Annotated in this window: 19 protein-coding genes and 4 tRNA genes; 8 read left to right on the top strand and 15 right to left on the bottom strand. The window is 62.8% G+C overall.

Annotation, left to right across the window (positions count from 1 at the left end; genetic code table 11):
• Window positions 1–33 precede the first annotated feature (33 nt).
• From D1Y84_RS05660 to D1Y84_RS05670, 3 genes are all read left to right on the top strand, one after another.
• On the top strand, window positions 34–1,851 hold the full coding sequence (locus D1Y84_RS05660; RefSeq protein ID WP_124847657.1) for a glycoside hydrolase family 9 protein: 1,818 nt from the start codon (window positions 34–36) through the stop codon (window positions 1,849–1,851).
• A 176-nt stretch (window positions 1,852–2,027) separates the two neighbouring features.
• The gene (locus tag D1Y84_RS05665) at window positions 2,028–2,429 is read left to right on the top strand and encodes a hypothetical protein (protein ID WP_124847658.1); all 402 of its coding nucleotides are present in this window, start codon (window positions 2,028–2,030) and stop codon (window positions 2,427–2,429) included.
• Window positions 2,430–2,485: 56 nt separating this feature from the next.
• Window positions 2,486–2,680 (top strand): hypothetical protein, encoded by a 195-nt coding sequence (locus tag D1Y84_RS05670; protein WP_124847659.1) that lies wholly within the window; start codon window positions 2,486–2,488, stop codon window positions 2,678–2,680.
• A gap of 32 nt (window positions 2,681–2,712) precedes the next feature.
• Here the strand turns inward: D1Y84_RS05670 and D1Y84_RS05675 are convergent, their stop codons facing one another.
• The 7 genes from D1Y84_RS05675 to D1Y84_RS05705 all read right to left on the bottom strand — a co-directional run bounded on the left by D1Y84_RS05675 (window position 2,713) and on the right by D1Y84_RS05705 (window position 14,504).
• A complete protein-coding gene (locus tag D1Y84_RS05675) occupies window positions 2,713–4,791 on the bottom strand; it encodes a glycosyl hydrolase family 18 protein (protein WP_124847660.1) in 2,079 nt (692 codons plus the stop codon).
• Between the two features lie 181 nt (window positions 4,792–4,972).
• Complete coding sequence (locus tag D1Y84_RS05680) at window positions 4,973–8,638, bottom strand: carboxypeptidase-like regulatory domain-containing protein (protein ID WP_124847661.1); 3,666 nt, start codon at window positions 8,636–8,638, stop codon at window positions 4,973–4,975.
• A gap of 683 nt (window positions 8,639–9,321) precedes the next feature.
• Window positions 9,322–11,370 (bottom strand): helix-hairpin-helix domain-containing protein, encoded by a 2,049-nt coding sequence (locus tag D1Y84_RS05685; protein ID WP_124847662.1) that lies wholly within the window; start codon window positions 11,368–11,370, stop codon window positions 9,322–9,324.
• Window positions 11,367–12,164, bottom strand: a complete 798-nt coding sequence (locus D1Y84_RS05690; RefSeq protein ID WP_124847663.1) for a PP2C family serine/threonine-protein phosphatase — start codon at window positions 12,162–12,164, stop codon at window positions 11,367–11,369. The genes D1Y84_RS05685 and D1Y84_RS05690 overlap by 4 nt, the downstream gene beginning before the upstream one ends.
• Window positions 12,164–12,811 carry a VWA domain-containing protein gene (locus D1Y84_RS05695; protein WP_124847664.1) on the bottom strand — a complete coding sequence of 216 codons (648 nt, stop codon included), beginning with the start codon at window positions 12,809–12,811 and terminating at the stop codon, window positions 12,164–12,166. Before D1Y84_RS05695 ends, D1Y84_RS05690 begins: the two co-directional genes overlap by 1 nt.
• Window positions 12,812–12,915: 104 nt before the next feature.
• Window positions 12,916–13,755, bottom strand: a complete 840-nt coding sequence (locus D1Y84_RS05700; protein WP_124847665.1) for a hypothetical protein — start codon at window positions 13,753–13,755, stop codon at window positions 12,916–12,918.
• Window positions 13,756–13,874: 119 nt separating this feature from the next.
• A complete protein-coding gene (locus tag D1Y84_RS05705) occupies window positions 13,875–14,504 on the bottom strand; it encodes a hypothetical protein (protein ID WP_124847666.1) in 630 nt (209 codons plus the stop codon).
• A gap of 234 nt (window positions 14,505–14,738) precedes the next feature.
• Here D1Y84_RS05705 and D1Y84_RS05710 point away from each other — a divergent pair, with 234 nt between their 5' ends.
• The gene (locus tag D1Y84_RS05710) at window positions 14,739–17,444 is read left to right on the top strand and encodes a tetratricopeptide repeat protein (protein WP_124847667.1); all 2,706 of its coding nucleotides are present in this window, start codon (window positions 14,739–14,741) and stop codon (window positions 17,442–17,444) included.
• 411 nt (window positions 17,445–17,855) lie between these two features.
• Here the strand turns inward: D1Y84_RS05710 and D1Y84_RS05715 are convergent, their stop codons facing one another.
• The 3 genes from D1Y84_RS05715 to D1Y84_RS05725 all read right to left on the bottom strand — a co-directional run bounded on the left by D1Y84_RS05715 (window position 17,856) and on the right by D1Y84_RS05725 (window position 19,405).
• A complete protein-coding gene (locus D1Y84_RS05715; protein WP_124847668.1) occupies window positions 17,856–18,122 on the bottom strand; it encodes a hypothetical protein in 267 nt (88 codons plus the stop codon).
• Window positions 18,123–18,685: 563 nt separating this feature from the next.
• A tRNA-Pro gene (locus D1Y84_RS05720) sits at window positions 18,686–18,762 on the bottom strand.
• A 76-nt stretch (window positions 18,763–18,838) separates the two neighbouring features.
• The gene (locus D1Y84_RS05725) at window positions 18,839–19,405 is read right to left on the bottom strand and encodes a DUF4112 domain-containing protein (protein ID WP_233581161.1); all 567 of its coding nucleotides are present in this window, start codon (window positions 19,403–19,405) and stop codon (window positions 18,839–18,841) included.
• 239 nt (window positions 19,406–19,644) lie between these two features.
• On the opposite strand from D1Y84_RS05725, the gene D1Y84_RS05730 reads away from it, so the two are divergent.
• The 4 genes from D1Y84_RS05730 to D1Y84_RS05745 all read left to right on the top strand — a co-directional run bounded on the left by D1Y84_RS05730 (window position 19,645) and on the right by D1Y84_RS05745 (window position 22,250).
• Window positions 19,645–19,719 (top strand) — tRNA-His (locus D1Y84_RS05730).
• Window positions 19,720–19,744: 25 nt separating this feature from the next.
• On the top strand, window positions 19,745–20,479 hold the full coding sequence (locus D1Y84_RS05735; protein WP_124847669.1) for a DUF72 domain-containing protein: 735 nt from the start codon (window positions 19,745–19,747) through the stop codon (window positions 20,477–20,479).
• A gap of 38 nt (window positions 20,480–20,517) precedes the next feature.
• A complete protein-coding gene (locus D1Y84_RS05740; protein WP_124847670.1) occupies window positions 20,518–21,687 on the top strand; it encodes a YheT family hydrolase in 1,170 nt (389 codons plus the stop codon).
• Entirely contained in the window at window positions 21,684–22,250 is a 567-nt protein-coding gene (locus tag D1Y84_RS05745; protein ID WP_124847671.1) for a hypothetical protein, read from the top strand. Before D1Y84_RS05740 ends, D1Y84_RS05745 begins: the two co-directional genes overlap by 4 nt.
• Before the next feature lie 132 nt (window positions 22,251–22,382).
• Here the strand turns inward: D1Y84_RS05745 and D1Y84_RS05750 are convergent.
• The 5 genes from D1Y84_RS05750 to D1Y84_RS05770 form a co-directional block, all read right to left on the bottom strand.
• Window positions 22,383–22,459, bottom strand: a tRNA-Arg gene (locus D1Y84_RS05750).
• Between the two features lie 252 nt (window positions 22,460–22,711).
• Complete coding sequence (locus D1Y84_RS05755; protein ID WP_124847672.1) at window positions 22,712–23,203, bottom strand: hypothetical protein; 492 nt, start codon at window positions 23,201–23,203, stop codon at window positions 22,712–22,714.
• A 109-nt stretch (window positions 23,204–23,312) separates the two neighbouring features.
• Window positions 23,313–24,530: an MFS transporter gene (locus D1Y84_RS05760; protein WP_124847673.1), complete on the bottom strand. Its 1,218-nt coding sequence runs from the start codon at window positions 24,528–24,530 to the stop codon at window positions 23,313–23,315.
• Between the two features lie 98 nt (window positions 24,531–24,628).
• Window positions 24,629–25,585 (bottom strand): tetratricopeptide repeat protein, encoded by a 957-nt coding sequence (locus D1Y84_RS05765; RefSeq protein WP_124847674.1) that lies wholly within the window; start codon window positions 25,583–25,585, stop codon window positions 24,629–24,631.
• Window positions 25,586–25,800: 215 nt separating this feature from the next.
• Window positions 25,801–25,876, bottom strand: a tRNA-Thr gene (locus D1Y84_RS05770).
• Window positions 25,877–26,054 lie beyond the last annotated feature (178 nt).

Genomic DNA, 26,054 nt, shown 5'->3' on the forward strand with positions numbered 1-26,054 from the left:
TTCCGCGATCTTCAGACGCGGGAGGGCTTTTGCATGCACGAAACATCAGAGTCTGCCGGTGCCGTTATGATCGTGCCCATGCATCGCAGAGACGTTTTGCGCACGCTTGGCATGGCCGGGGTACTCTCGCAACCGGGCATGCGCGCCCTTGCCTCCTTTGCCCCGGCGAGTCCGACCGGAGGCACCCCGGAGGCTCTGCCGGACCAGGCCCGTATCTTCGCCAATCAACTCGGGTATCGCACGGGCGATCGCAAGCAGGCCACGGTGAGGCTCCCAGGCCACAGCGCGGGAGTACCGGAGGGTGCGTCCGCGCGGCCCGAGTTCCTGGTTCGCTCCATCAGCGACAATGCCATCGTGTTGCGAGGCAGGCTGGGAGCGCCGATGGACGATGAAGCGTCAGGCGACCGCTGCCTGGTGGCTGACTTTTCTGGTTTGCAGACCGATGGCACCTACCGGGTGGAGGTCGCTGACCTGCACGGCGAACCCTTCACCATCGCGCAGCGAGCCTACCGGGACGCGCTGCGACTGAGCATGCGAGCTTTCTATGGCCAGCGGTGTGGCTGCGCAGTTGACCTCGGCGGCGGCTACAAGCATGCAAGCTGTCACCACGATGGGGCGTACCATCCCACCTCCGGCAGGAGTGGCACGCTCCCGAACACCGGTGGCTGGCACGACGCCGGCGATTACGGCCGGTACATCGTCAACTCCGGCATCAGCACCGGCACTCTGCTGTGGGCGTGGGAGCTGTATCCAAGAGCGGTGCAGTCGCTGTACCTCGGCATCCCGGAGAGTGGCGGCAAGCTGCCGGACTACCTCGCCGAAGTGCACTGGAACCTGAAATGGATGCTGTCGCTGCAGGACGCCGACGGCGGCGTGTGGCACAAGCAGACCAGCGAACACTTCTGCGCGTTCATCCTGCCGGAGGCGGACAAGCTCGCGAGCTACGTGATCGGCACCGGGAGCGAGCCGTTCAAAAGCACCAGCGCGACAGCGGACCTTGCGTCCGTCATGGCGATTGCGGCGCGGTGTTACCGGCCCTACGATGCGTCGTTTGCCGCGCACTGCCTCGCCGCAGCGCGCAAAGCCTGGACCTGGGCGAGCCAGCATCCCGACGTGCCGTTCACCAACCCACCGTCCATCGGGACCGGCGGCTACGGCGATCCGCACTGCGGCGATGAGCTGGCTTGGGCAGCGGCCGAGCTGTGGCGCACCACGGGGGAAGCTCCGTACGAGCAGGCCTTTGTAGCCGCGCTGCCGGCGGAGCTCACCCTCGGCGCACCAGGCTGGGCCGATGTGCTCTCGATGGCGTGCTGGACCTATGCGCTCTCCGAGCGCCCGGGCACTCCGGCGATCAAGAGCAGGATCCACACAGCGACGCAGGCTGCCGCCGCAACCCTGGTGGCGCGCAGCAGCAGGAGCGGCTACGGCAACACACTGGCGATCGCGGACTATAACTGGGGCTCCAACTCTGTGGCGGCAAACCAGTCGCTGCTGCTGCTCGTCGCGGATCGTCTTAGCCCGGACCCGGACGTGCGCGCTGCGGCGCTCGGCAACCTGCATTATCTGCTCGGCCGCAACTGCCTCGACGTGAGCTGGGTGACGCAGCTCGGCACGCGGTCCTTTCTCCATCCGCATCACCGGCCCAGCGCAGCCGACGGCATCGCAGCCCCATGGCCAGGATTGCTTTCGGGTGGGCCGAACGCACACGGCGGCGACCCGGTGGCGGACAAACTGCCCCGGCAGCCGCCCATGCGCATGTGGATCGACGACGAGCGAGCTTACTCCATGAACGAAATCGCCATTAACTGGAATGCGCCACTTGTTTTCCTTCTAGCAGCAGCCAATAGCTGAAAGGTGGAAGGCGATACAACTGAAAGTTGGAGAGACTATCACCGATAAAGACTTATGTGACTGCCGGCGCTATGCCGAGAATAACTAAAGGTACCTAGTTTTGTAGCGCGTCGGACAGAGACACGGCACATCGTTCAATGATCATCGCTTTGCCGCGCACGTGGGGGAGGTCGCTCATGACTGCTTTGCCGCAAAGAGCGATCACGCCTGAGACAACGAAGAGCATCTTGCTGGTCGGCCGGGATGCAAACCTTCTTTGTTCACGACGGTTACTGCTCGAGAAGCCCGGCTTTGAGGTTATTGATGAAGCTCCGCTAAGGGCGCTGGAGTTTCTTGGTTGCCGCTTCTTCCATGTCGCCGTGCTTTGTCACACCCTGAAATCATTTGAGACGGCGCAGATCTGCCAGCAACTACGAGCCAGGCATCCTCAGACACGCATCATCCTGATCTGCAAATATGACGACGCAGCCTTCGCCGAGTTTGAAGAAGGAATAAGTTTCGCCTGGGGACTGGATCCTGCCTGCCTGTTACGGCTTGTTGTGAGTGCCGCATACGCCAATTCACTTACGGAACGTTAACGCGAACCTTGCTCTCTGCATGCAGTACAGAGAGCGAACGGCTCAGGAGGTCAAGCTTGAAGCTACCCAGAAAGCCGGTTCGCATCATCGACGCAGACGTGATCAAGGAAGGCGTCATCATCAGCTTCTCCGATGGCCAGTCTGTTCTTTTTCATGCCGAGTTCCTGTATGAGCGTCAGGACCACGATCACAATGTGGGCCTGACGGGTGCGCGCGACGATAAAGAAGATCGCGACGGCGCCGCGGATTGAGAGCGCGGCGCTACCGGGTACGCTTTGTCTACTTACTTATCTGCAGGCGCACGATGCAGCAGTGGGCCGAGCTGGTCTGAGAACGCATTCTTCTGCCCAAGGTCGTCGTCAATCGTCCAGAACATGGCGCCCAGCAGGTCCGGGTACCCACGCTCACGATGAAGGGTGTACGGCGTTGTCAAGGATGAGCGGCCGCTGAGCAGGAACTCCATCGATTGCTTCACCAGCAGCGGCGTGTCGTAGTCGGTCAGGAACCCAACGGCCACCTTGGATGGCGGCATAGGCGGAAAGAACCTTGTCCCGGCCGGGAAGCCGCGCAACAATAACTCCGTCAAAGCAGCGTGGTAGCCGATGGTGTGCGACTGGTGCACTTCCCCATCCAGGCCTTCCATGGGCGGCGTGTTGTAGTCCTGCACGTCCACAAACGACAGGATGTCGCGCAGCGCATAGGTGATTGGCAGGTACGAGCCGAACTGGCCGCCGTACGAGACAGCCCCGGCCGGCAACTGCGGGCCTTCAGGAACCAGGCTGAGCATAAAGCCCGGGCCGAAGTGATCGTGTAACTGCCGCAGCCCCGCGATGAGGTTCACGATGGACGGGGTGGTCGGATGCTCGAAGTCCGTGTCCCCTGGCTGCACCACGAGCGATGGCGTTTCAAAGTCGATATCCACCCCGTCAAATCCGTATTCCGCAACAATGCTGGTGACAGATGCGACGAAGTTGGGAATGTTCGCCTTGTCCGCAAGGGTGAAGTACTCCCCGCCACCGCCGAGCGAGACCATGACCTTACGACCCTGCGCTTTCATCTGCGCTATGTCCGCCTTCAACTCCGCGGCATCCAGTCCATTGGGCGGAGCAAAGCGAAGCTGCCCTTCGGGGCCATGCTTGTCGGGGCTGGCGAAGGCAACAATCACGATGTCCCACTGCGGCGAGACGGCGTGCAGCGGCAGGGCGGTGTGGCCGGGTCCGTGCCCGGTCCAGTAGCCGATCAGGCGATGCCCGGTCTGGTTGGGCGTGTCAGCGGGGACGGGCGTTGCGCTGGGGGTGGCTGCTGCGTGCTCCATGCGCGTGCACGGTGTCGGCAGTGCTGTGAGCGCATGGTCGTCCGGGAAGCTCAGACGCGTGCCGAGATCATCACCCGGCCCGACGTACCAGGGCAGCAGCGCTACGTTCTGCAGGTGGAACGTGCTCGCGCCCTGCCGCGCCACGAACCCGCGCGATGCAGGGATGTTGTTCTTGAGGTTGGTGTCGGTCGGCTCCAGCAGAAAGTAGGACGAACCGATGCCGGTGCCGCCACAGTCCTGGCTGTTCTGCTTGCCGGCGAAGTGCCAGGATGGCACCGCGTTGCCGGGCTCGGTCACGTTGTAGCCGTAGTGCTGCGGGTTATGCTTCGGGTCATAGAAGAACTCGGCGAGCTGCTGCGTCAGCGGCTGTACATCCTGCGCCTCTACCAGCGCGGGCACGCCCTTGAGATAGCTGCCAAGCACGAAGGAAGTACCGGTCGCCTCATCGATGCCGTGCGTGCCCCAGGTGCAGCAGATTGTCGCGTCACCGGCTGCGTAGAAGGTGGTGTTGTGCGTGAACGCAACTACCAGGCCCTGCGCCGGGTGCGGCAGCAGCTTGAAGAGCTGCTGTTGAACGAAGTCCGCGTCCACGACGGCAAGGCTTCCGCCGTTCTTTTGCGAGTGCAGCAGGTAGCCATTTGCCGCCGGCACGTCGATGGTGATCGGTTCGACCTCGGGCGCGCCCAGCAGCGTGTGCCACGCGGGATTTGCGGGGAAGGTCGTACGCAGCATCGCGTCAGCATACTGGGTCTTGTTGCCTGCGCTGAATGCGTAGGGGGCGAATACCGGCGAGTGCAGAATGGCTTCGGTGTCAGACGTGGCGTCGAGCAGCACCGGGGCTCCGCCGGGGGTCTGCGACTGCAGCCTCAGGGTCACCGGCACCAACACGGTCGGGATGGTTGTGGTGAGCGCCTGCTTTGGATCCTTGCCTGCTAGCGTCAGCGTGCGCTTTCCGACCGAATGACTGAAAACTGGCACCGTTCCCTGGCTGTGAGCGATGCCGGGCAACAGCACCAGGGCGAGCAGCGTGCAATGGATCTTCAACATGGCAAAAAAAGTCTCCTGCGAGGAACATAGCAAACTCGCTGCTTTCGAGGGCGCGTGCTTGCGGGGTGTGTTCCTTGCAGGAGAGCGGCTTGCGTAGTGCGCGTTCGTTGGTACGTGGAACCGGCGAACGGGCAGTCTCAGCAAAGTTTCGTTTGCTTGGACTGCCCGCTCTCCCCCGGGGTTAGAAAGCGAGTCGCGCAGCAACCTGCAGAACGCGCTGGCTTGGGAGGATGACGTTGAACCGGGTCGAGGTGATCGCCTGCCCGGTGGAGCCGGTCAGGCTGGAACCCGGGTTGCCGAATTCCGGATGGTTCAACACGTTGAAGCCGTCGACCCGAAGCTGCAGCGAGGACTCGCGGAACGAGAGCGGGAAGCTCTTGAACAGCGAAGCATCCACCCGGTTGAAGCCCGGACCGATGACGCCCACGCGGCCACGCGGGCCAGCCGGCAGCAGTCCTGCATTGGCTACGTTGATCTGGTTCGCAGAGGGATCGGCTGCGCCTTCCACGGCCTCCGGCGGATTGGCAAAGGCACAGGGGTTGAACCACTGCTGCAGCGTGTGCGTCTTGGTAGCGCAGTTAAACTGCGGCTGCGTCGCCGCGTCTGCCACGCCACCGGGAGCGTAGGGATCGCCGACCTTGAACGGGTAGCTGCTGCCCTGGTTGCTGGAGGTCAGGAAGACCGGGTTGCCGGTTTGCGCCTGGAACACGCCACTCAGCTTCCAGCCACCGACCGCCTGGTTGGTCACGCCACCCACGTTGAGGAACTTTTTGCCACGGCCAAACGGCAGCTCATACTGCGCGTTGATCGTTGCGCGATTGCGTACATCCTGGGTGCATGCGCCGTAGTCGTAGCGAATACCAAGCAGTGCCGGGTTGCGATAGCCGCCCTGCTCGCTCTGCCCGATGGGACCGAAGGCGTCGTCGAGGCAGTGTGCCCAGGTGTAACCGCCCAGGAAGTACAGGCCATTGGTGTAGCGCTTATCGAGCTTGGCCTGCAGCGAGTCGTAGCGGCCGATGCCTTCGGAGGTTACGTTGACGATGCCGAAGTCATGGAACGGCTGATAGTTCTGCCCGTTCTCGCCTGAAGGCACAAAGCCCGGGTAAGTGTTGGCGTTGTAGCTCGCGCGCAGGTGCCGGCTCTCATTGCCCTGGTAGCCCAGGGTGAAAGTCATCGCATCCGTGATCGCGTGCTGGAACGACAGATTATAGGCAACGGTGTAGGCGCTCTTGGCGTTCTGGTCCTGGGCGTAAATCTGCCCGATGGCGCCAGAGGCTGCTGCCAGTGCGCTCGGGTTGTTGGCCGCTGCACCGAAGCCGGTCTCGAGCGTTTCCCCGTTGGTGGGGCAGGTTACGACGCCGAGAATGTTGGTGCAGACGTCGGGCGTGGGCACAATGGTCTGGTTCGAAAAGAACGGCGCATTGTTAGCCAGGTTGAGGCCAAGACCCACATTCTCAAGACCACCGTAGAAGATACCGGCGCCGGCACGCAGGACCGTTTTCGGATCCAGCGTCCAGGACGCACCCACGCGCGGTGCGAAGTTGTACTTCTTCGGATTCACGAGGTAGTCGTTGTTGGTGTACTGGATCTGGATGTTGTCAGCCGCGAACAAGGCTGCCTGCGCCGCCGAGATCGGGAACGCACGCTGCGAGGCGGGGATCAGGTACGTACCGCTTCCCTGGTTAAAGGGAGTGTACGTACCGTAGAAGTTCGCCTGGAGATTGTTCAGCTCGCGGATCGGCTGCGCGTACTCCCAACGAACGCCGAGGTTGAGAGTGAGCCGCGGGGTCACCTTCCAGTCGTCCTGGATGTAGCCCGAGAAGTACCAGCGCAGGTCAGTAAACGGCGTGACCGAGCTGAGGCCCGAGTTGTTCATTTCATCCAGCAGGTAGTCGGCAAGACCGGAGCCGGTCACCGCGGTCGGCTGGCCCGGATCCTCGGTGTAAGTGCCATTGAAGTTCTGGTAGCCGATTCCGTTCGGGGGCTGCAATCCATAGAAGCGGATGTGCTGGAAGTTGATGCCGCCCTTGAGGGTGTGCGCGCCGAGCACCTTGTTGACGTTGTCGATGATCTGGAGCACGTCCTGCTTTTCATCCGATGGCAGGTACCCGGTGACGCCGATCTGCGTGGCCGCGTCGTTGCCGCTCGAGGAATCGCCAAAGTTGGTGTTCGGCAGACCGCCCAGGGACGCACCCGTCGGGATGCCGCCCAGGCCCAGCAGCGCCGCGACGTTTACGTTGGCATCCGGCTGCAGGTACGAGGCGTGAATGTAGTTAAAGCCCACGCGAAACTCGTTCGACAGGGTCGGATTGAAGAAGTGCGTCTCGCTGAACACGCCGCTCTTGGCGTAGTTGGAGTTTTGACCGGTCGTGCCAAAGCTTCCGCCCTGCAGGATATCGCCAAGGGGCGAAGCGTAGTTCGTAGGGTTGTTGGAGTAGCTATAACGCCCGAACATCTGGTCCTTGGGCGAGAAGTTGTAATCGAGGCGGATGTCGTACTGCGTGGTGTTGTTGGTCACGGCAGTCGCGGGGAAGGTGTAGTTGTTGAACGCCTGGTGCACGTTCGCGACGTTGGGCAGCGGGTAGAGGCTGAGCACGCGCTGGGCAATGGGATTGACCTGTGCCGAACAAATGACGTTGCGCACGCCGTTGCAGGTCTGGTAGCGCGGTGCGAAGCCAGCCGCATCTGTGCCGCCCACCGTGGCCGTGGGGTTACCACCGGGCAGATACAGTGCCACGGGGCCGCGGCCGGCCGTATTGCCGGCATCCAGCAGCTCGGAGAAGTCGCCGGTACGCTCAAGCGCGGTTGGCACGGTGATGTTGCCCTGGGGCGGGGCGAACGTCGAAATCCGGGTCGCTTCGGCATCGGCAAAGACAAAGATCTTGTCCTTCAGTACAGGGCCGCCCAAGGTCGCGCCGAACTGGTTGAGGTGGTATGCCGTGGGACCCGTGGTTTGAAAGTAGTCCACGGCGTTCATGCGGTCGTTGCGGTAGTACTCCCAGAGCGAGCCGTGCACCACGTTGCTGCCGCTCTTGATCGAGGCATTGATGGCGGCGCCGGTGGAGTGGCCAAGCTCTGCGCTGTAGTCGCTGCTTTCCACCTTGAACTCTGCCAGCGCGTCGGGCGGAGGTCGCACCGCGTAGGTCGCGCCGTTGAGAAAGTCCTGCATGTTCGAGTTGTTATCGACACCGTCCAGAACAAAGTCATTCTGCGAGACGCGATTGCCGTTCGAAGTGAAGTCGCCCGCGCCGGCTACCTGGCGGAAGCCCTGGTTCGGAGCGGCCACGCCCGTGGTCAATTGTGCCGCGAAAACGTAGTTGCGGCCATCAAGTGGCATGTCGTTGATGACCTGCGACGAGAACACCTGACCGGTCGAAGCTTCTTCTGTCTGCAGGTCCGGCTGCGAGGTCACAATGACGGTTTCACTTGCCGAGCCTGGCTTGAGCTCGATGTTTGCGCCGACGACCTGGCTGACGTCCACGTGAATGTTGTCGCGGGCTTCGGTCTGGAAGCCTGCCGCGGTGACGGTCAGCGTGTAGTTGCCGATCTTTACGGGGGTGAAGTTGTAGGAGCCGGTCTGGCCAGTCTCCTGCGTGAGCTTCAGGCCGGTGTCTGTATTTTGGAGCGTGATCGTGGCATGCTCCACGACCCTCTTCTGCGAATCACGGATGACACCCGTAACCGAACCTTGATCCACCTGCGCATAGAGAGCAGCGGGACAGACCGCGAGAAGTGCGACCGCGGACCCGAGTAGACCAGCTGACCTGCCGACGTGAGCTGACAAAGACGTACCTCCACAAACAAAGCTGCTGGTTGATTGCACACGTAGCGTCAAAGAAATGAGCATTTCTATGTGATCTGATCATTTAGAGTTGCAACGCGTTTAAAGTCAAGAATTATTTTTGGTATGCAATCTTGCGTATCGAAATCCGGCACGATAGCTGCTATCCGCTGCGCTAGAGCCCGATCTGGTGAACACGTGGCTAACACAACAGGAATGATCCTGTGAGATCCACAGGCGAGCGTTCACGGCTTCCGGGGCAAGCAGCGCGATACCAAGCATGGCTGTCTCCGGGATTAACCAGCGATCTGTATGCCTTGGGAAGTTCAAGGTCGGCCTCGGCCCCGAGCTGCTCTGTCCGGGTAATGTAGTCGTTAAGCGTGACTCTCGCCAGTCCTTCAAAGCTCCTTGGAAGCAAACACAAGCCGGGCAAGGCATGGCAGTGCCTTAGCGGCCGGTTCGCGCGCTTCCGGCAACTGGTCTGTTTCAGAAAGGCGATGCCGAGATCGCTCAGCGAGATGGCGCGATCGGGGAGCAACGCATCCGGAGTGGTCTCGGCGAGTGCTCTACGGATGCGGACGGCTTCTGCGATGGAAGCGAGTACCTCGACGCGCAGTCTCATTGGTAGTGCTTGCCAAACTACACGCTACGCATCAAGCAACTTATGCCGCGTCTGCTGCTACAGGTGCGACAGGAAGCACGCCTGATCGAGTGTGGGCACCGCACGGATGGCTGAGCGAGCCACTCACTTAACGCATTACATTAAACGGACTTTCGACGCTTATCAGGTCGCCCAATCCCTCGTTCAGATGAACCCGGCCACTGCCGGGAGCAGCGAGCGTTGGAACCACAACGCGCGTCGATGCGCAGAACAGCCCTCCCGGAGCGCGCCAGCTTCTCGACACGTTCAGCGCCTGTGCGCGACCGCCCGGCCAGATCACGCTCATGTACAGGTTGGGCCGGTGGTTGCTCGTAAGCAGCACCGAGAGCGACTCGCCTCGCCGGAACTCTGTTTTCTCTGCACAGTCGCAACTCGACGTGATGCGGCTACAGGTGTTCAGGTGTGTAGTACGTGGCAGCGTCGGCCGGATGGCAGCGGACGCAGCCGTGAATTGGGACCGCAGGGAGAACAGGCCGCCCGTCGGGGCCGAGTTCGAGGCCGGGTAACCGGTCACAACCTCGATACCGAGGTCGATGCCGGCCACAATGCCCAATGGTGCCAGCAGTGACACGCAGCAGAGCGCGAAAGCGGTCCGCTTGACCGTACCTTTCACGACGGCAGCCTGGATCCTCCGCCCACTCGCAAGAAAGAATCCCTGCGTGCTGAGCAGCGCGCCCGCCATACTCCACAACGGAGTGGAAGCAGGGGCATAGAACATGCCCCTGCGTGTGACCAGAATGTAGGCCGCGGCAGCGCCCACGCAAAGGCATACAAGTCGGAGTGGGCGAGGGAGCCGAGCGATGCGCACACCCACCAATGCGGCATAGAGCCAGATAGCCCAGCCATACATTTCTTTGACGTCTTGGGGAACCAGGAGGCAGATCGCCAGCGTGAGCAGCGCGATGACCCCGGAGGCAAACCACTCTGCTCGTTCAGTGCCCGTGTGCGCCCGCACCGGGAAACTTGAGGGAAAGACTGGCTGGGCTTTTGCTTGTGTGGAAAGTGGCGGCCTCGCGGAAGCTGCCGGGTTCTGCTGTGCGGCTGCCGCGGGCTGGGCAACACTGCGAAACCGCCGCTGGGGAAGCGGCTTCTGCTTGACTGTCGACACCTTTGCCGCCTGCGCGGGGTTGGGAAATGCGTCACTGCCCTGTAACAACATCTTGCGCGCACACCAGGGGCAGCTTGGTACATGCTCAGAGTACGAGTGCTGCGGGTTGCTCTTGCATCGTGCCAGCCGCACAGACGCGAGGGCCTGCCGCCACTCATAAGCCGAGGGCCGCGCCGACGGGTGCGCATGCCCATCCCCGAAAGCGCGTTTAAATAACGCCTGGAGTGCTACCGGCAGCATTTCGAAGGGGGGAGCCGCAGGCATGGGTGCGACGCGCTTGCCAATCACGTACGCACAATCGCCGGTCCGGATGCGTTCCTCCAGCGGGGGCGGATCTCCCGCACCCTTCCATGCACCGCTGTAGGGATGCACTCCTTCCATCAGCAGCAGGAAGAGGAGAATGGCCAGCGCGAAGTTATCCTGCTCAGGCCCTCGGCGTGTCGTCGCGAGGTGGACTCCATGCATCTCCGGGGGCAGGTACTCAGGTTTTGCCACGGTGCAGTGGAAGATGCACTCCGGTGTGCGTACCTGCATCGAGTCGCAGTCCACGATAGTGACCAGCGCCTCGTCGGAGATAAAGAAGTTGCTCTCGTTTACGTCGCCCACGACATACCCGTGGTTGTGGAGTGTCTCCATGACGATGCTTACGTTCATGGCAGCCCGCACCAGGTACTCCCACGTAAAATTTGGCGCATTCGTCTTGCGATCCTGCGGATTGTAGAACTGCAACATCTCGCGATTGGTCGTCCGGTCGAGCTTCGGCATCAGGAAGCCCACGCACTGCCTCTGTTCATCGAAGAGCATGCGCTCCGGCCAGCAGATCGAGATGTGACCCTTACGCGTAGCGTGTTCTCTCGGCGGGTGATCGACCATCGCCTTTAGCTTTTCCGCGCGTTTCCCGGAGTGCGCGTGATACACCTTCGCCACCAGTTTTGGCTCGCCCTGCACGGCGAACACGGAAGCCTCGCCGCCTTTCCCGAGTTCGTTCGCGAGGACGACCTTCTTTCCGCGCTGGTCCTGGTACTTCAACGTTGGGCCTTTCGCCGCGCAGCAATCACCAGCGTCTTGTCGTCGTCCGTGCGGCTGTTGACGCGGTCGGATTGGAGCATGGCCTGGATCTCTTCTGAATCCGCACCTTCGTCCTGCGTGTACGCGAACAGCGGCAGGAAGAACGGGGCGTGCGCGGCGCTGGTCGCCTGCTCCACGGCCAGAAACTGCACCCCGTCTGTAAACAACGCCACGGCTTCAACTTCCTGCAGGGGGTGCGTGCGGATCAGCGCCGTTCCCGCGGCTGCGTCCGAGGTGATGAAGGTTGTCTCGTTGATGTACTGACCCGTAGCCTCGGGCGCCAGCACCTGTAACTCGCGCGAGCACTGGAGGACAACGGCGCCGTCGCCCACCTGCATGCTCGCCACCGTCTCCTGCTCAATCACGACAACCAGAAGCGTAGTCGCAAAGTCGCCCGCTGTGGTGCCCTCCGTGTCCCCGGAGAACTGCGCGATAGCCGCCTGCGCGTGCTCAAGTGCACCCATAAGGCACCCGCGCCATCCCTGTGCATCGGAAGGGGCTCCCTCCTGCAGAACCTCGGCCAGGTAGCCGATTGCGGCGTACACTGCAAGCCTGGCGCCGGCTTCTGCGAACTGCGCGGAACCTGCACCGTCCGCGACTGCAAGCAGTAGCGTCCCGTCCTCGAGCACAACGCCCCCGTGTGCATCCTGGCATGGCAGCCCCCGCGCCAGGTGCCCGGTTCCAACGGTCGAGGCACCCAGCGCGATCCAGTCGCCATCCGCCCGCGCTGCCGTGGTTGCGGTATGCAGGCGCATCAGGCGGGCGACCCGAACGTTACGGCAGGCAGGCTGACCTGCTGGTTCGGCCTGCTGCGCGAGATCGACTTGGTGCTCTGCGAGAGCCACAGAAACAGCTCGCGAAAGTTGAGCCCGTGCAAGAGCAGCGTCCGCTCCGTAAAGGCCTTCAGCGTACTCATGTCCGCTGCGTTCACGCCCACCGCAAAGAAGTTGATGCCATTGCGCTGGGTCTCCTGCTGCACGGCAGTCACTGCCGGTTGCCAGGCGTCGCTGGGCGCGCCATCAGTGATGAGAAAAACCCACGGCCGGTAATAGCTGATACCCGCCTCCTTGTACTCCTGCTTACGCGTGCTCAGCATCTGCAGCCCTCGAAGCACCGCTTCTCCCATGGGAGTGCCTCCCTGCGTCGTCAGCACCGGCGCCTGGAACGCGCCGGCCGACACCCAGTTCTGCGCGATGCTCACAACGCCGCCAAAGGTGATGATCGCGATCTCGAGCCGGCGTCGCGCCAACGGGTCTTCCTGCACATCCGCCTGAAACGCCCGAAGCCCGGCGTTCAGCTCATCGATCGGTGCTCCTGCCATTGAGCCTGACGTGTCGAGCAGCAGCACACAGGCGCAGCGTGGATCCGGATTGTCTGCGAACTCAGGATTGAGAAAGGCCATTACGTCTCCTTGGGGTTGCTGCAGCGTGCGCGCGGCGGGTCCGCGGCGCGGTTTGCGCTCGGGAAGATCTGCCCCCCCTGCGCCATCGCGGCTTGTTCCCGCGCTTACGACTGTGGCTGCACGCCGAAGTCGAAGAATGTGTACGCGTACTTGAATGCATACTGCCCGCTGGCTAGGTCGCCGGCTGGTGTCAGCTTGTAAATGCCGGATCCTACCTGTTCTCCGGTAAATCCCTGCCGGTCCTTCTGGTCGCTGCCTACCTCGCTCGACCCGCCGAAGACGCCGCGCGCGGCATAGGTCCACAGCCGGCTGTCCCCTTTGCTCTCCAGCTTCGTGAGCACCAGGTCATTCACGCTCATGCCTCCGCTGAATGATGTGCTGTCCTGCGGGATGTAGGCGTAAAACACAGGCTTCTGCTCGGTAAGTTCAATCGCCGCGGTTCCGCCGTCGAGCACCTGCTGGCTCTTGCTCGCTGCGAGTCCCTGGGTTACCGCGTGCAGAAACATGCCACTGTTTTTTGCGGCGCGCGGGTGCTCACCCTGCAGCCTGGTCAAGTGCACCTGACCGTCGGCGCCTTTGGCCAGCACGTAGATGCCTGGCGAGTGAGGCGTCATCGGGTCGTCCGGGTTGCCGGCGGCAACAGCGGACCGGGGTGCCCCGGATGCTGCCGCAGGTGGCTCGATCATGGTCCGGATCACCGGCGTCGGTACGCCGGCGTTCTTGAGTGCGGAGAGGCCGCCCACGCTCGTGTCGAACGAGGTGGAGGGCGCGGCTTCGATCTTTGCAATCACCAGATCGTCGGAAAGCCCCGCGTGCACCAGGGCGATAACGTCGGCATTGCTCATGGGTGTGGGAGTGCCTGCTGCTTGTGCGTCGGCCCTGCTGCCGAACGCGAGCATGAACGTGAAGATCAAGTGAGGAACAACGAGGTAGGTGCGGCGCATCCTGCTTCTCCTTTTTTGTTTAGCTTTCGGTCATCTTCGGCGTTAGTGCGGATTTCAGATCTGGCTCCCGGGTGCCTTGTCGGGTCACTTCCGGGACCAGCTGCCCACGCGGGACAACGTCACGGCTGCAGAAGCTGACCACCACTGCCGAGGCCCTGCACCATGCTGTGGCCGGCGCTCATCTCCAGCTGGATCGCAGCAGCGGCTGCCTGCTGAATCGCTCGTACCTTGCCTGTACGCTGCATCTTGCCGTACACGCTCGCGCCGATCATCAGGATCAGCCCAAACCACAGCATGTGCATCTGGCTCAGAATGAGTAGAAGCAGGCCAACCGCAATGCCGCCCGCTCCCCAAAGCAGCATGGGATTGCTCATGCCCATGCCCTTGAGCACCTCGCTCTCGCTCGGTACCAGCCAGTTCTCAGAGCCCGCATTGTGATTTCGCAGCATCAGGAATGGGCCGGACTCGCGTCCATTGCGTGCACCCCATACCGCCGTCATCACCTGGTTCTCCCGCACCGAAAGCTGCGAATTTCCCAGCTTTACGCACTTCTCTTCTCCGTCCGGGGCCACGAGCCAGAACTCGTGCCGCGTGTTCACCGTCGTGTTAATCCGTACATGCCCGTACGCGCCGGTCGAGCCGCCCGTGGTCCGGCTCTCCGACCACTTCTTCTCCCCTGCTACGGTGCCCGTCATCGCGCACAGCCAGATTTTTTCGCCTGCTACTGTGGTCTCCCGCCTGCTTGACATGTGGTCCTCCCGGACGTCGATTTGGAGTCGACCCTCAACCTCGGCTCCGATCTCCACACACCCTCGCAGTTTTCCCCGCCAAACCTGCTTATTTCTGTCTTAAGAAAGCTTAAGAACTCGACCAATCGAAGTTATTTGCCCATGCGCGCCAGCCGGTCGCCCACCCTTGAATTTTGACCATTCCGCTTCCGACCCGGCTGTTGTATAGGGGAAGTGAAGCTTCCCTCATCTACCATGGGCAATCGAATCTGGAACTTTGCAGAGTTTGAATTCCGCGAGACGTCCCTTGAGCTGCGCCGTGACGGCGTGTCCATTCAGGCCGAGACCAAGGCCCGAGAAGTGCTTCGTTGCCTGCTGCACAACGCGGAACGACCGGTGGTGAACCCGGCGGATATCAAGAAAGCCGTCTGGGGAGACATCCACGTCAGCGACTCGTCTGTGAACGTCGCGGTGAATAAGATCCGCGATGCGTTCAACGATGAGAACCGGGAGAGGATCATCCGCACCCAGCGCGGCAGTGGCTATGCCTGGGCTGTTGAGGTGACCGAGACCAGTCGTCCGCCCGCTCCGGTCGAGCTGAGTGTCGGCGAACCGGTTCCCGGTCGCCCCGGCTGGTTGCTGACACAGAGGCTTTACACCGACGAGCATCGTGCCGTGTGGCTCACCCGTGAAACGGCCGGCGAGGGACGCCACGTGGTGCAGCTTGCGCGAACGGAAACCGGCCTTGCGCTCATGCGGGCAGAGGCCGAAACCCATGCAGCGCTCCACGCACTGCCAAGGGCAGCAGACTTCTTCAGTTCCGTGCTTCGAACCTCGTTTGACGCGGCCTCACCTATGCTCGAAACGGAGTATCTCGGGCCGTCACTGCCGCTCTGGGTGGCGCAGCAGGGTGGGCTCTCCGCAGTTTCCGAAAGTCTCCGCGTCGCGATCGTTGCCGCAACCGCAACGGCAGTTGACTTGCTGCACCGCGCAGGCCATCTGCATGGCTCGCTTTCGGCTGACTGTATTCACCTTCTGCGGCACGATGACGATTGGTTGATCCGGATCGATGGCTTCGGACACTACCATGCTGACCGGGGTTCACACCTCGTGTGTCCGCTACCTGGCACCCCGCGCCCGCAGCCTGGCATCTTTCGCGCCCCTGAGTTGCGGGAGCAGGAGTTTGCCACCACCGAAGGGGACCTCTACGCGCTCGGTGTCCTCCTCTACCAGTGCATCGCCTGCAACCTTGCGGAACCACCCGTGCTCGGCTGGGAGCAGCGCGTTCTCGACCCGGTGCTGCGCACCGATATCACCGAGACCGCCCACATTGACCCGGCCCTGCGCACCCGCAAACCTGCCGAACTCGCTAAGGACCTGAGCGCGCTCTCCACGCGGCGTCTGCATGAAGAGCAGCTTGCGCAAAGCCGGGAGGCGCAGATCCTGGCTGAGCAGCGGCTTGCCCTTGAACTGGCCAAACGACCCCTCCGCGTTGCCCTCATCGCTGCGATGGTTCTGGTCAGCCTCGCGCTCGGCACCGCCGGAGCCATCCAGATCCACGCTCTTCGGCAGGAGCGTGGCCGCGCCCGTGCCGAGAAAACTGAGCAGCAGGCGCTCCAGACATTTCTTGAGCGGCTCTTTTTCGATGGCGACGCGACACTCCAAGGACCCATCACCCCCGACACGCTGACCGAGCGAGGCCTTCAAATGTCGCGCACGCTCCAAAGCTCGCCTGGGATCCACTCCGCGGTTCTCAACACGCTCGGTGGCGGATTCACCGTGCTCGGCCGCTTCGATAAAGCACAGCAGGTGCTTGACGCGGCGCTGGCCGAACGTCGGCGGACCAAGGGCGCTAGCTCCCCGGAGTTCGCCGAAACTCTCCTGCAGATGGCTGCGCTCAAGGACTCGGAAGGCGACGCTGGAGCGGCTCTCCAACTGGCTCACCAGGCGCTCGCCATTGAAACAAAAACATTGCCCCCTGACGATATCTCCCTTGCGCGTACCCAGACCCAGGTTGCGGAGGACCTCACCGACCTCGGCAACTACAAGGACGCGGCGAGCCTGCTCCAAGCGTCGGTTGCCCGCGAGCAGGGACACCCTGAACTGCTGGCAGACCTTTCCACCGCCCTGAATGACCTTGGCATTGTCGAAAACTATCGCGAGAACCTGCAGACATCTCTTGGCTACCAGGAGCAGAGTCTCGACATCGACAAGGTGATGTTCGGAGCGCGTCACCCCGATATTGCCGAACACCTGCTGAGCATGAGCAACGGTCACATGCTCCTGGGCCAACCGCTGGAGGCAGCAGCCGAGGCACAGCAGGCACTCTCGATCCTCCGAGAAGCGCTGCCAGCCGGCCATCACGAGATCGCAGCCGCGCAGGTCATCCTTGGTCAGGCCCTGATCCACGTTCCGGAGAGAGGCGCGGAAGCTGAAACCCAACTCCAGTCTGCCCTTGATGTGCTGCGCCGTGAATCCGTGCCCTCACGCGCGAAAGCAAATGCGCTGCTCGGCATGGCGTCTATCGAAAGAGCACAGCGACGATACCCGCTGGCAATCGCCTCGGACCGCGAGGCGCTTGCTCTCTACGAGGCTCTTTATCCGAAAGGCAACTCGGTCCTGACCGTCCCGCTCTGCGCACTCTCCGAGCTCTACATCGAGACGGGTGCCTGGAAACTGGCACGTCCCTTTACGCAACAGGCGCTCAACCTTGCAAGGGCGACCCTCAAACCAGGAGATCAGCGGATGCTTGAGGTGGAAGTGCTGCTGGCGAAAATGCGCCTCCATGACTCCGACGCTACGCAGGCTCGCTCTCTCGTGGAAGGCGTTCTCAACGGCGCACCCGAGGGCGAACTGCGCACCAGGGAAGTTCGTCAATCCGCCCTCCGCGTGCTGCGAAGCCTGCCGCCGGAAGCGAGCCATCCGCCTGAGTCCGAGACCCAGGGCAGCGGTCAGAACTGAGGAGCAATAGTGCGGCATTCACCCGTGAACCCGCCGGAGCTCCACTGAATACGGCGAAAAGGACCAGCGGAGACAGGTCGTATTTCCGAAGGCATGGGCGAGCATCGTAAATGCTTGATCCAGCACTGCTTACGCTCCCTTAGGGTGATTTTGTGAACGCTTAACTCCTCCTGAACTGGTGAAGGGTCCAGGAGCCACAGGTGGGTGTTCGCTGGCAGCTAAGGTCAACAGAATCGCGGCAGGCTCCGCAGTTCAGACCTAACCGCAACGCACATCGCTTCAGTCGCCGGAGTAGGTACGTCTGCGGTGCTCCCCTTGGCCCGGGGAACAGCAGACCGCCCTTGGGATCGTTGTTGCGGCGCTCCCTAAGCAATGAGATGAGCGATCAGGAAGCGGCACCAGCGGCTCTTTCTAATCCCTGGGGCTGAACCCGATGTTCGCTTGGACCTTGAGGATCCCAGCTTCCAGGTCGATGTCGCGCCAGCAAGCCGTGGCGACCTCCCTCTCACGAGCGCCTGTCCCCAGAAAGAAGTGCCACAAAGCCCGCTCCTTTGCACTGGATCCGGCGACGAGGGCCCCGATTTCCGATTTCGAGTATGCCCGTACTACCTTCTTGACGTACTTCGGGCGCTCATATCTGTTCAGCAGGTCTTCGATCCCGAAGTGGCGCAGAAGCATTCCGCCCGCGCTACTATATTGGCGATCGTTCGAGACGCCAAGCCCGAGTCACGAAGATGGGCAACGAACTTGATGCGGTCGGTAGACGTTACCCCCTCGAGGTGGGTCTTGCTTGCGCAGCGTGTCGCCTTTTCCTCGAGGAAATCTTGAATGGCGCGTTGAATCAAGCGGCCATTCAGCTTCGGCCCGGCTAAAACAGTCGCGCCGACCGCTGTAGCGCGGAGAAGACACTCCTTGCGCATGCGAGCAAGAACAGCAGCCTGAAGGTCAGGACCCACTGCCTCGAATACTTGCTTGCGCTCGTATGAGTAGCGAAGGTAGTGGCGGCCTTCTGGATGCGCTTCAGGTCGTCCTTCGACGATAGCCTGGAGTGGAAGGATCCTGTGGTTCTTGGCGAACCCCGGGGGCTGCGCAGGCTCGTTTGCCACTCTTCTTCTTGATGAGGACGTAGATCTGAACCGCATGCAGCTCGAGCCTCAGCGTTTCATAACCGAGGAACGAGCCAAGAGACCGGGATATCAGTAAACGGGGTAGTAAACACACCCGCAACTCACTCAAAATACTGGTCGGGGCGGAGGGATTCGAACCCCCGGCCCTCTGCTCCCAAAGCAGATGCGCTACCAGGCTGCGCTACGCCCCGACTCTTTCCGATTGTAACCGACAGCGCCGGGCAGATTGTTGCGGCTGGCGACTGCCAGGAAGGCCGCGGAGACAGCCTAGCGCCCGTGTACCAGCAGGGCCAGCAGGTAGCCCAGCACGATGAGCGGGGTGGCGAAGATGAGGGCCAGAGCCAGGGCGATCATGCACAGGAAGCCCCAGTCACGAGCGGTGTGCCGGCCCGGTGCAGCGATATGGCGGGAGAGCAGCGCATAGTTCCGACGATTGGCTTTCCAGGCGATGTCGAACGCGTCACCCAGCAGGGGTACCATGCCGATCACCACGTCAATAGCGAGGTTGGCGAGCATGCGGGCCAGTAAGACGGGCGGCGCTCCACGAAACCAGGCAGCCACGATGATCAGTGACGAGAGCAGCCCGGCGACGAGGTCCCCTGCAAACGGCACAAGGCCGATCAAGCCGTCGAGCCCGAAACGGATCGTGGTGCCCGGGACCTGGAAGCGATCGTCCAGGAGGTGCGACAACGCATCCAGCGAGGTGTCGGAGAAGACTCCGCGGTTGGCGCGAGTACGCCAGCCGCTTACCGGCGGCAGCACTGTGCCCTGCAGGGCTGCGCGCCCCGTACCCTCAGCGCTGTCACTGCCTTCTGGTTCTGTCCGCATTGCCATGTGGCCCCATTCCTTGCTACCCACGGTCTGTTCGTCCCTGGTAGCTGCGTATGCACGTGCGTGCTGCCATTGCCGGCGCGCCAATGCGTCTGCGCGTTTGCGGTGGAAGTGCGTCTGGATGCCGAGTGCAGATCGTCGTTTGATAGATGCGTTCCGGGCGTGGCAAGTGGAATCGCGCAGGATCCCTTTTGCCCGGATTTGCCACGGCAAGAAACGATGCTAGAATCAGACTCTGTATGGCGGCTATAGTTCAGTGGCAGAACGCCGGTCTGTGGATCCGGATGTCGTGGGTTCAATCCCCACTAGCCGCCCCAATCAGCTCAATACCTACGCTACACAGTGGCCGGTAAGGTAAGGGTTGGTTGCTCGGGATGGGCCTACGCAAGCTGGCGCCCCGGTTTTTACCCCCTCAAGACTCCTCTCAAGAAGCTGCTGGAAGCGTACGCGTCGCGCCTCAACACGGTTGAGGTGAACTACACGTTTCGTTCGCTGCCTTCAGCGAGCACTGCCGCCAACTGGCTCGCGCAGAGCCCGTCCCAATTCCATTTCGCCTTCAAAGCCCCACAGCGCATAACGCACATACGCAGACTTGTGGATGCCGGCGAAGCATTGGAGCGGTTTCAACTCTCGCTTGCGCCGTTTGCCGAGGCCGGACGGCTTGGTCCTGTGCTGTTCCAGCTTCCGCCCAAGTTCACCGCCGACCCGGGGCGTTTGCGCAGCTTTCTGGACGAGGCAGCTCCAAGCCGATTGCAGAGTGCCTGGGAGTTTCGGGACGCCTCCTGGTTTGCGGAGCCGGTTCTGAAGATCCTGGCCGACCATGGCGCGGTGCTTTGCGCGGCCGAAAGCGACAGCCTGCGCTCGCCGGACCTTGCGCTGGTAGCCGGGCTGCGGGTGTTCCGGCTGCGCCGTTCGCAGTACTCCACCGAAGAACTGGCGGCCCTGGCGGAACACTTCAGCGAGCTTGCGCGGGGTGGTGCCGACGTGTACGCGTTTTTCATGCACGAAGAGGCGCCGGACGGGCCACTGCGCGCGGCCGAGGTGCTTGCGCAGATTCCGCAGGAGCTACGCGGTTGAATCCTGTCCCGGCTTCCTCCTCCCCAGAAGCGAACCCCATGCCTGCCGCAGAACCACTGCAGGGTAGTCCGCGCGCAGAGGTCGCAGACTTCGCTGAAGGGGCCGGTGCCGGCGCGGGTTCCGGGGCTGTGCATGCCGACTGGCTGAAGCCATTCCGTCCGCGGCGCGGCCTGCACAATGCGCACCTGCAGACCATCGCGGGCAACTTTATGCGTCGCCAGGGGGCGATGCCCGCCTTGTCGGAAGAGCTTGTCGTGCCAGTCGAGCCGGCGCACCTGTACTCGGACAGGGAACGCCCCGACCCGCAGCACCCCGATGGCTGGCCGGTGCCGGAAACAGCGGTGATGTGCCTGTGCCACTGGCAGCCGGAGGCGCACACGCGGCTCACTGTGGTCCTGGTGCATGGGCTCGAAGGTTCGGCCAGCTCGGGCTATGTGCTGGGCAACACGGCGCGCCTGTGGGCGGATGGCTGCAACGTGGTGCGCATGAACATGCGCTCGTGCGGTGGCACGGACGCGCTGGCACCCACCATTTACCACTCGGGAAGGTCAGAAGATGTGGCCGCAGTCGTCGAGGCGCTGCACGCCCGGGGTTTTACGCGGATCGCACTGATCGGCTACTCGATGGGCGGCAACCTGGTGGTGCGCTATGCGGGGCAGCAGTCGGTGCTGCCCCCGGAACAGCGTTGCCCTGCTCTGTGTGCCGTGGCGGGCGTCTCGCCCCTGCTTGACCTGGCGCCGTCGTCGCGCGCATTGCACCTGCCCGGCAACCGGCTGTACGAGCGGCGTTTTCTGCGTGCGATGAAGCGTCGCCTGCGCGCCAAGGCCACGCTGTTTCCCGGACTGTATCAGCGGCTTGCCCGCGAAGGCGTGTATGCGCGCATTCGCACGATGCGGGACTTCGATGGCGAGATCGTGGCGCGTTTCGGCGGCTTTGCCGACGCGGACGATTACTACACGCAGACCAGCGCTTCGCAGTATGCAAGCCGGCTGGCGATCCCGACGGTGATCCTGCATGCGGCGGATGACCCGTTTATCCGGACGCTGCCCGAAACCAGCCGGGCACTGCAGGCGAACAGGTGGGTGCGGTACGTGGAAACCAGCCACGGCGGCCATTGTGCGTTTCTGGGCGATCCACTGGCAGGGGACCAAGGCCGCTGGGCCGAGGAGACGCTTGCCCGCTGGCTGGCCACGGAGGTGGGTGCGTGATCGCGGACTGGAGCGTGGAGTGCGCGCCCGACAGCCCCTGGATCGTGGTGCCCTGGGAAGCGTGGGTGGACCTGCGCGCGGACGCCGGGGCCGCAGCACAGCTGCCGGAGGTAGAGGCATACCCGGAGCTGCTTGCCCTGCTCCACCAGGTCAACCAGCGGGCGCTGTTCTCCGCCAAGGTCGATGTGTTTGCAGTCGATGCGAACTGGATGGACCCGGAGCTTGCCGAAGAGTTTCCAGCGGATTCGCTTGTGGGGCTCGGCAGCTATCTCGACGTACTGCCGCGCGCAGCGGCAGCCTGGACCGCCTTCCCTGCTTGCGAACAGATGGCGAGGGCAGTGGTGGCACAGCTGCACCAGAGCGCGCTGATCGGAGCAAGTTTTGAGGTGGTGGTGCGACCCGCGAGCGCGTTTGGTCTCGATGCTTTTGGGTGGACGCTGTACGCCACTGGAGCCGGCGCGGACCCGGCGGCTGCGCGTGCGACGTGGGCAGCGGCGGCGGCGTTGCTGGTGCAGGCTTTCTGCGACTGCTTTGCAGCCGCTGTTGCAACCATGCAAGCCTAGAAGCTGAGCAGAGGAAACACGCGGCACCCATGTGCAGGCCGGGACATTCTGCGGACGCAGGGATGCTCAATCCAGGGCGGCTGCAAATTGGCAGGCAGGGAGCTGCAGATACAAGCTGATTGGCGGCGGGGATGGTGACCCTGGCAGGAGTCGAACCTGCAACCCTCGGAGTAGAAGTCCGGTACTCTATCCAGTTGAGCTACAGGGCCATAGGCTGAGGGTAGCATGCGGTAATCCGCGGCGCCCAGCTAAGCAGGTGGATCATGGCGGCCAGGGTGCTGCTGTTCTGGATGATTCTCTTCAATTCCTCGGGTACTGTGCCTGGCTTTGACGCGTTTCGATCCAACCAGTATTCGGTAGGCCATCATCACGCGCCAACGGGCGGGTCCTGATTGAACGTCCCTGATGAGTCGTCCGTGATTGATCGTCCTTGCGTGATCGTCAGAACTTCCTCCTGAGCTTCAGGGCATGCGCATGCCGGGTGCGCCACGCCAGGTGTTCCACCAGCGAGCAACACGAGAGCGCCGCCGCCTTGCGACCGGCAGCCCCGGCGCTCGCCCTGCCTTGACGAAACGAACGGCCACGGCGATGGCGTGTTGCCGCTCCCACTTTGCCTGCTTGGTGTGCCACACGGCATCCACCGCATCTTCGCTCGCCAGCAGCGTGCCTTCCCGCAGTTCGTGGGCAACGTCATCGAGGATCTGGATGGCTTCGAGCACCGCTTTGTGGTTGCCACCAGTGCCAAGGGACAGGTAGCAGGCTGCGCTCACCACCAGGTGAAAGGCGCGGCTTCCGTCCATCTGCGGCAGCAGCGCTTCACCGGCGGCCGCGGCGCCGGCGAGTGATGGCAGCCCGGTGTGCAGCCGGCGGTCCTGCCGCCCCGGAAACGATGGCAGCGTGTGAGCACTGTGCGGAATGCGTTCGGGCATCGGTGTTGCGAAGGTCTCGTTCATCGTCATGACTGCTTTCTCGGGTGGCTTCAGGAACCACTATCGGCGGTGACGAGAGCTGAGGAGAGGCTTCAACACCGAATTCCTGATGGCCGGTGCAGAAATGGGAACACTAGCGGCGGCCGGTGCCGTGACGGAACCCGGCCAGCGCCAGGAAGACCAGGGCCAGCGCGCACACTCCGGGCCAGCCTGCATGCTGCCAGGCCAGCGCACCTGCGGCCGAACCCGCCGACCCGAACCCGAAGTAGATCATCATGTACACGGTGTTGATCCGGCCGCGGGCGGTAGGGTCGATGCCGAAGATCCTTGTCTGGTTGGCGATCTGGTTGGCCTGCGCCCCTCCATCGAGCAGCACTACCCCTACGATAAGGCCCAGAAGGTGGTACCCGGTCGCCCAGAGCAGCGCAAACGCCACGCCCTGTACGAGCAGGGCCCAGCTCATAACGGCACGGGTGCCATGGCGGTCGGTCATACGCCCTGCAAACGGGGCCACCAGCGCGCCGGTCGCGCCCAGCACGCCGAACGCTCCAGCCGCGCCGGGCCCGAGATGGTAGTGCGGCGAGCCAAGCAGGAAGACCAGCGTCGTCCAGAACGTGGAAAAGGCAGCAAACACCAGGCCCCCGACCAGCGCGGACTCCCGCAGCAGCGCCTCTCCATAAGCGATGGTCCAGAGTGAGCGCAGCGCCTGCGCGTAACGCACGGGATGGCGCGGCGGCAGCAGGGGAAAGTTGCGGCGCAGCAGCGGCACAAAGAGCAGGTTGAGCCCCGCGCCCACATAGAACACGCTGCGCCAGCCGAACCACGATCCGAGTGCCCCGGAGAAGGTGCGCGCCAGCAGGATGCCCAGCAGGAGACCTGTCATCGCGGTACCGACTGCTCGCCCGCGATCCTCGTCCCGGGCGAGTTCAGGCGCGATGGGCACGGCCACATGGGTCACCGCAGCGGTCAGGCCGGTGATGACGCTGGCAAACAGCAGGATCGCGAATGAGGGCGCTAGTGCGCTGGCCAGCATGGACACAGAGACCGCGGCAAAAAGCCACATCATCAGGTTGCGGCGTTCCACCACATCGCCCAGCGGGACAAACAGAAAAATGCCCAGGGCATATCCGATCTGGGTCGCGACGGCGACCTGGCCGATCTGCGCCGGGGGTACGTGGAGGGAGTGCGCCATCTCCAGCAGCAGCGGCTGGTTGTAGTAGATGTTGGAAACGCCGACACCGCAGGCGAGGCTGAGCAGCAGCAGGGTTCGCCTGGAATGCTGCGCATGCACGATCGGGGGTGGGGCGATCGCGGCAAGGGGCTGCTCCGCGTGGATCGCTGTCTGAGCCATACCAACCAGTATTTCAGTTAGGCTCAGGCTCCGCGACCTGTTGGATGACGGATGGGTAGCCCGCGCTCACCGGATCGGGTGCGCGGGAGTGTGGGAGCTCAGACCACAAGCAGGAGGGTTGGTTCCTTGGCTGGCCGCGCTTTGGATGCGTGGCGCGGGCGGCTGGCCTGTCCCTGCACCAGCTCCATGCCGAGCACGGAAAGCGTTTTACGCAGCTGGGTCCGGGCGTGCGTCGCCCACGGACCGGTGCCATCGAGACGCAGGTAGCTGGTCCAGTGGCGCAGGGCGGAGCGCCGCTGCCCGTTACGCTCGAGCGCCAGCGCGAGGTTGTAGTGCGCGTCCGCGTAGTGCGGCTGCAGCGTAATGGCCCGGCGATACGCCACAATGGCCTGGGGCATCCGCTTCAGCTCGTCCAGCACATTGCCCAGATCAAAGAACGCCAGGGCGTAGGTGCCATCGCTCTCGGTGGCCATGCGGTAGAACTGCTCGGCCCGCGCGAAGTCGCGACGGTTGTAGAAGATGGTGCCCATGTTGATGGCCGAAGGAGCATGGCCCGGAGTGAGATCGAGCACGTCCTCGTACCGTTCGAGTGCCTCGTCGATGTGCCCGGCTTCTTCCGCGTAGACAGCCTTGGCGAACAGCCGGACCGTTTCCTGCTCCCGCTCGCGCACTGACAGGGTCGCCACGGCAATTGGGGCCAGCGCGCTCGCGCCGGAACCGGAAAAGTCGAGCAGGTACTGGCCGGCAATGGGGTCAACCACGGTGCCGCTGTGGCGAAAGGTCAGACGCCGCGGCCCACACGGAACCACGGCAAGGCTGGCCTGCAGCAATGGATCGGCCAGACCGGAGACGGCGCGCATTGCGGACACCGCGTTGCGGATGCTCCCCGCAGAAATGCGGTGCTCACCCAGTTCGCGCAGTTTACGCAGCTGTCCAAGGTCTTGAAATGTGTAGTTGTCAGCGCAGGCGATGAGGCCGTTGCGCTCCCAGATGCGGAGCTGTTGTTCGCGAATGCGGAAGATGCGGAGTACGTCTTTACGGCAATAACTGTTCAAGGCGTGGGCTCCTCCATGCAAGCGAGTCCTGGTTCTACGGCGATTATGGCATGTTGCGGAGCACACGCAGGTACCCTGCAGCCCAAATTCAATGGCTGAATTGGATACCTTGAACGTTTTCAGTGGATAAGCAGGTACGAAACGCAGAAGAGCGACCGGACGAAAGTGAAAACATTGATGCTTCTGTAACGGGGGACGAACAGGCGGGGCAGACTTGGAGCCGACGACCGGACTTGAACCGGTGACCTGCTGATTACGAATCAGCTGCTCTACCAACTGAGCTACGTCGGCCTGGTGAGGCTTGTTGTGCGCGAAAGGGGCGCGGCGGTGTGTGCTCGCGCGTGCGACTTCCTGATTCTAATGGCAGAGGCTGCCGCGGTAAAGGGCTCCCCGCCAGGCCGGCAGGGCCGCGTGGCTGCGCAGCGGGAAAGCGACCCGCAAGAAGATGGGAAGAGCTGCCCGGCAACAG

Origin of the sequence: Acidipila sp. EB88, assembly GCF_003858395.1 — a bacterium.
Lineage (GTDB): Bacteria > Acidobacteriota > Terriglobia > Terriglobales > Acidobacteriaceae > EB88.

Bases quoted from the DNA above. Each gene is read 5' to 3' on its own strand.
- D1Y84_RS05660 (WP_124847657.1), top strand. From the start codon at position 34: ATGCACGAAACATCAGAGTCTGCCGGTGCCGTTATGATCGTGCCCATG.
- D1Y84_RS05665 (WP_124847658.1), top strand. From the start codon at position 2,028: ATGACTGCTTTGCCGCAAAGAGCGATCACGCCTGAGACAACGAAGAGC.
- D1Y84_RS05675 (WP_124847660.1), bottom strand. From the start codon at position 4,791: ATGTTGAAGATCCATTGCACGCTGCTCGCCCTGGTGCTGTTGCCCGGC.
- D1Y84_RS05680 (WP_124847661.1), bottom strand. From the start codon at position 8,638: ATGCTCATTTCTTTGACGCTACGTGTGCAATCAACCAGCAGCTTTGTT.
- D1Y84_RS05690 (WP_124847663.1), bottom strand. From the start codon at position 12,164: ATGCGCCTGCATACCGCAACCACGGCAGCGCGGGCGGATGGCGACTGG.
- D1Y84_RS05695 (WP_124847664.1), bottom strand. From the start codon at position 12,811: ATGGCCTTTCTCAATCCTGAGTTCGCAGACAATCCGGATCCACGCTGC.
- D1Y84_RS05700 (WP_124847665.1), bottom strand. From the start codon at position 13,755: ATGCGCCGCACCTACCTCGTTGTTCCTCACTTGATCTTCACGTTCATG.
- D1Y84_RS05705 (WP_124847666.1), bottom strand. From the start codon at position 14,504: ATGTCAAGCAGGCGGGAGACCACAGTAGCAGGCGAAAAAATCTGGCTG.
- D1Y84_RS05710 (WP_124847667.1), top strand. From the start codon at position 14,739: ATGGGCAATCGAATCTGGAACTTTGCAGAGTTTGAATTCCGCGAGACG.
- D1Y84_RS05715 (WP_124847668.1), bottom strand. From the start codon at position 18,122: ATGCTTCTGCGCCACTTCGGGATCGAAGACCTGCTGAACAGATATGAG.
- D1Y84_RS05725 (WP_233581161.1), bottom strand. From the start codon at position 19,405: ATGGCAATGCGGACAGAACCAGAAGGCAGTGACAGCGCTGAGGGTACG.
- D1Y84_RS05740 (WP_124847670.1), top strand. From the start codon at position 20,518: ATGCCTGCCGCAGAACCACTGCAGGGTAGTCCGCGCGCAGAGGTCGCA.
- D1Y84_RS05755 (WP_124847672.1), bottom strand. From the start codon at position 23,203: ATGAACGAGACCTTCGCAACACCGATGCCCGAACGCATTCCGCACAGT.
- D1Y84_RS05760 (WP_124847673.1), bottom strand. From the start codon at position 24,530: ATGGCTCAGACAGCGATCCACGCGGAGCAGCCCCTTGCCGCGATCGCC.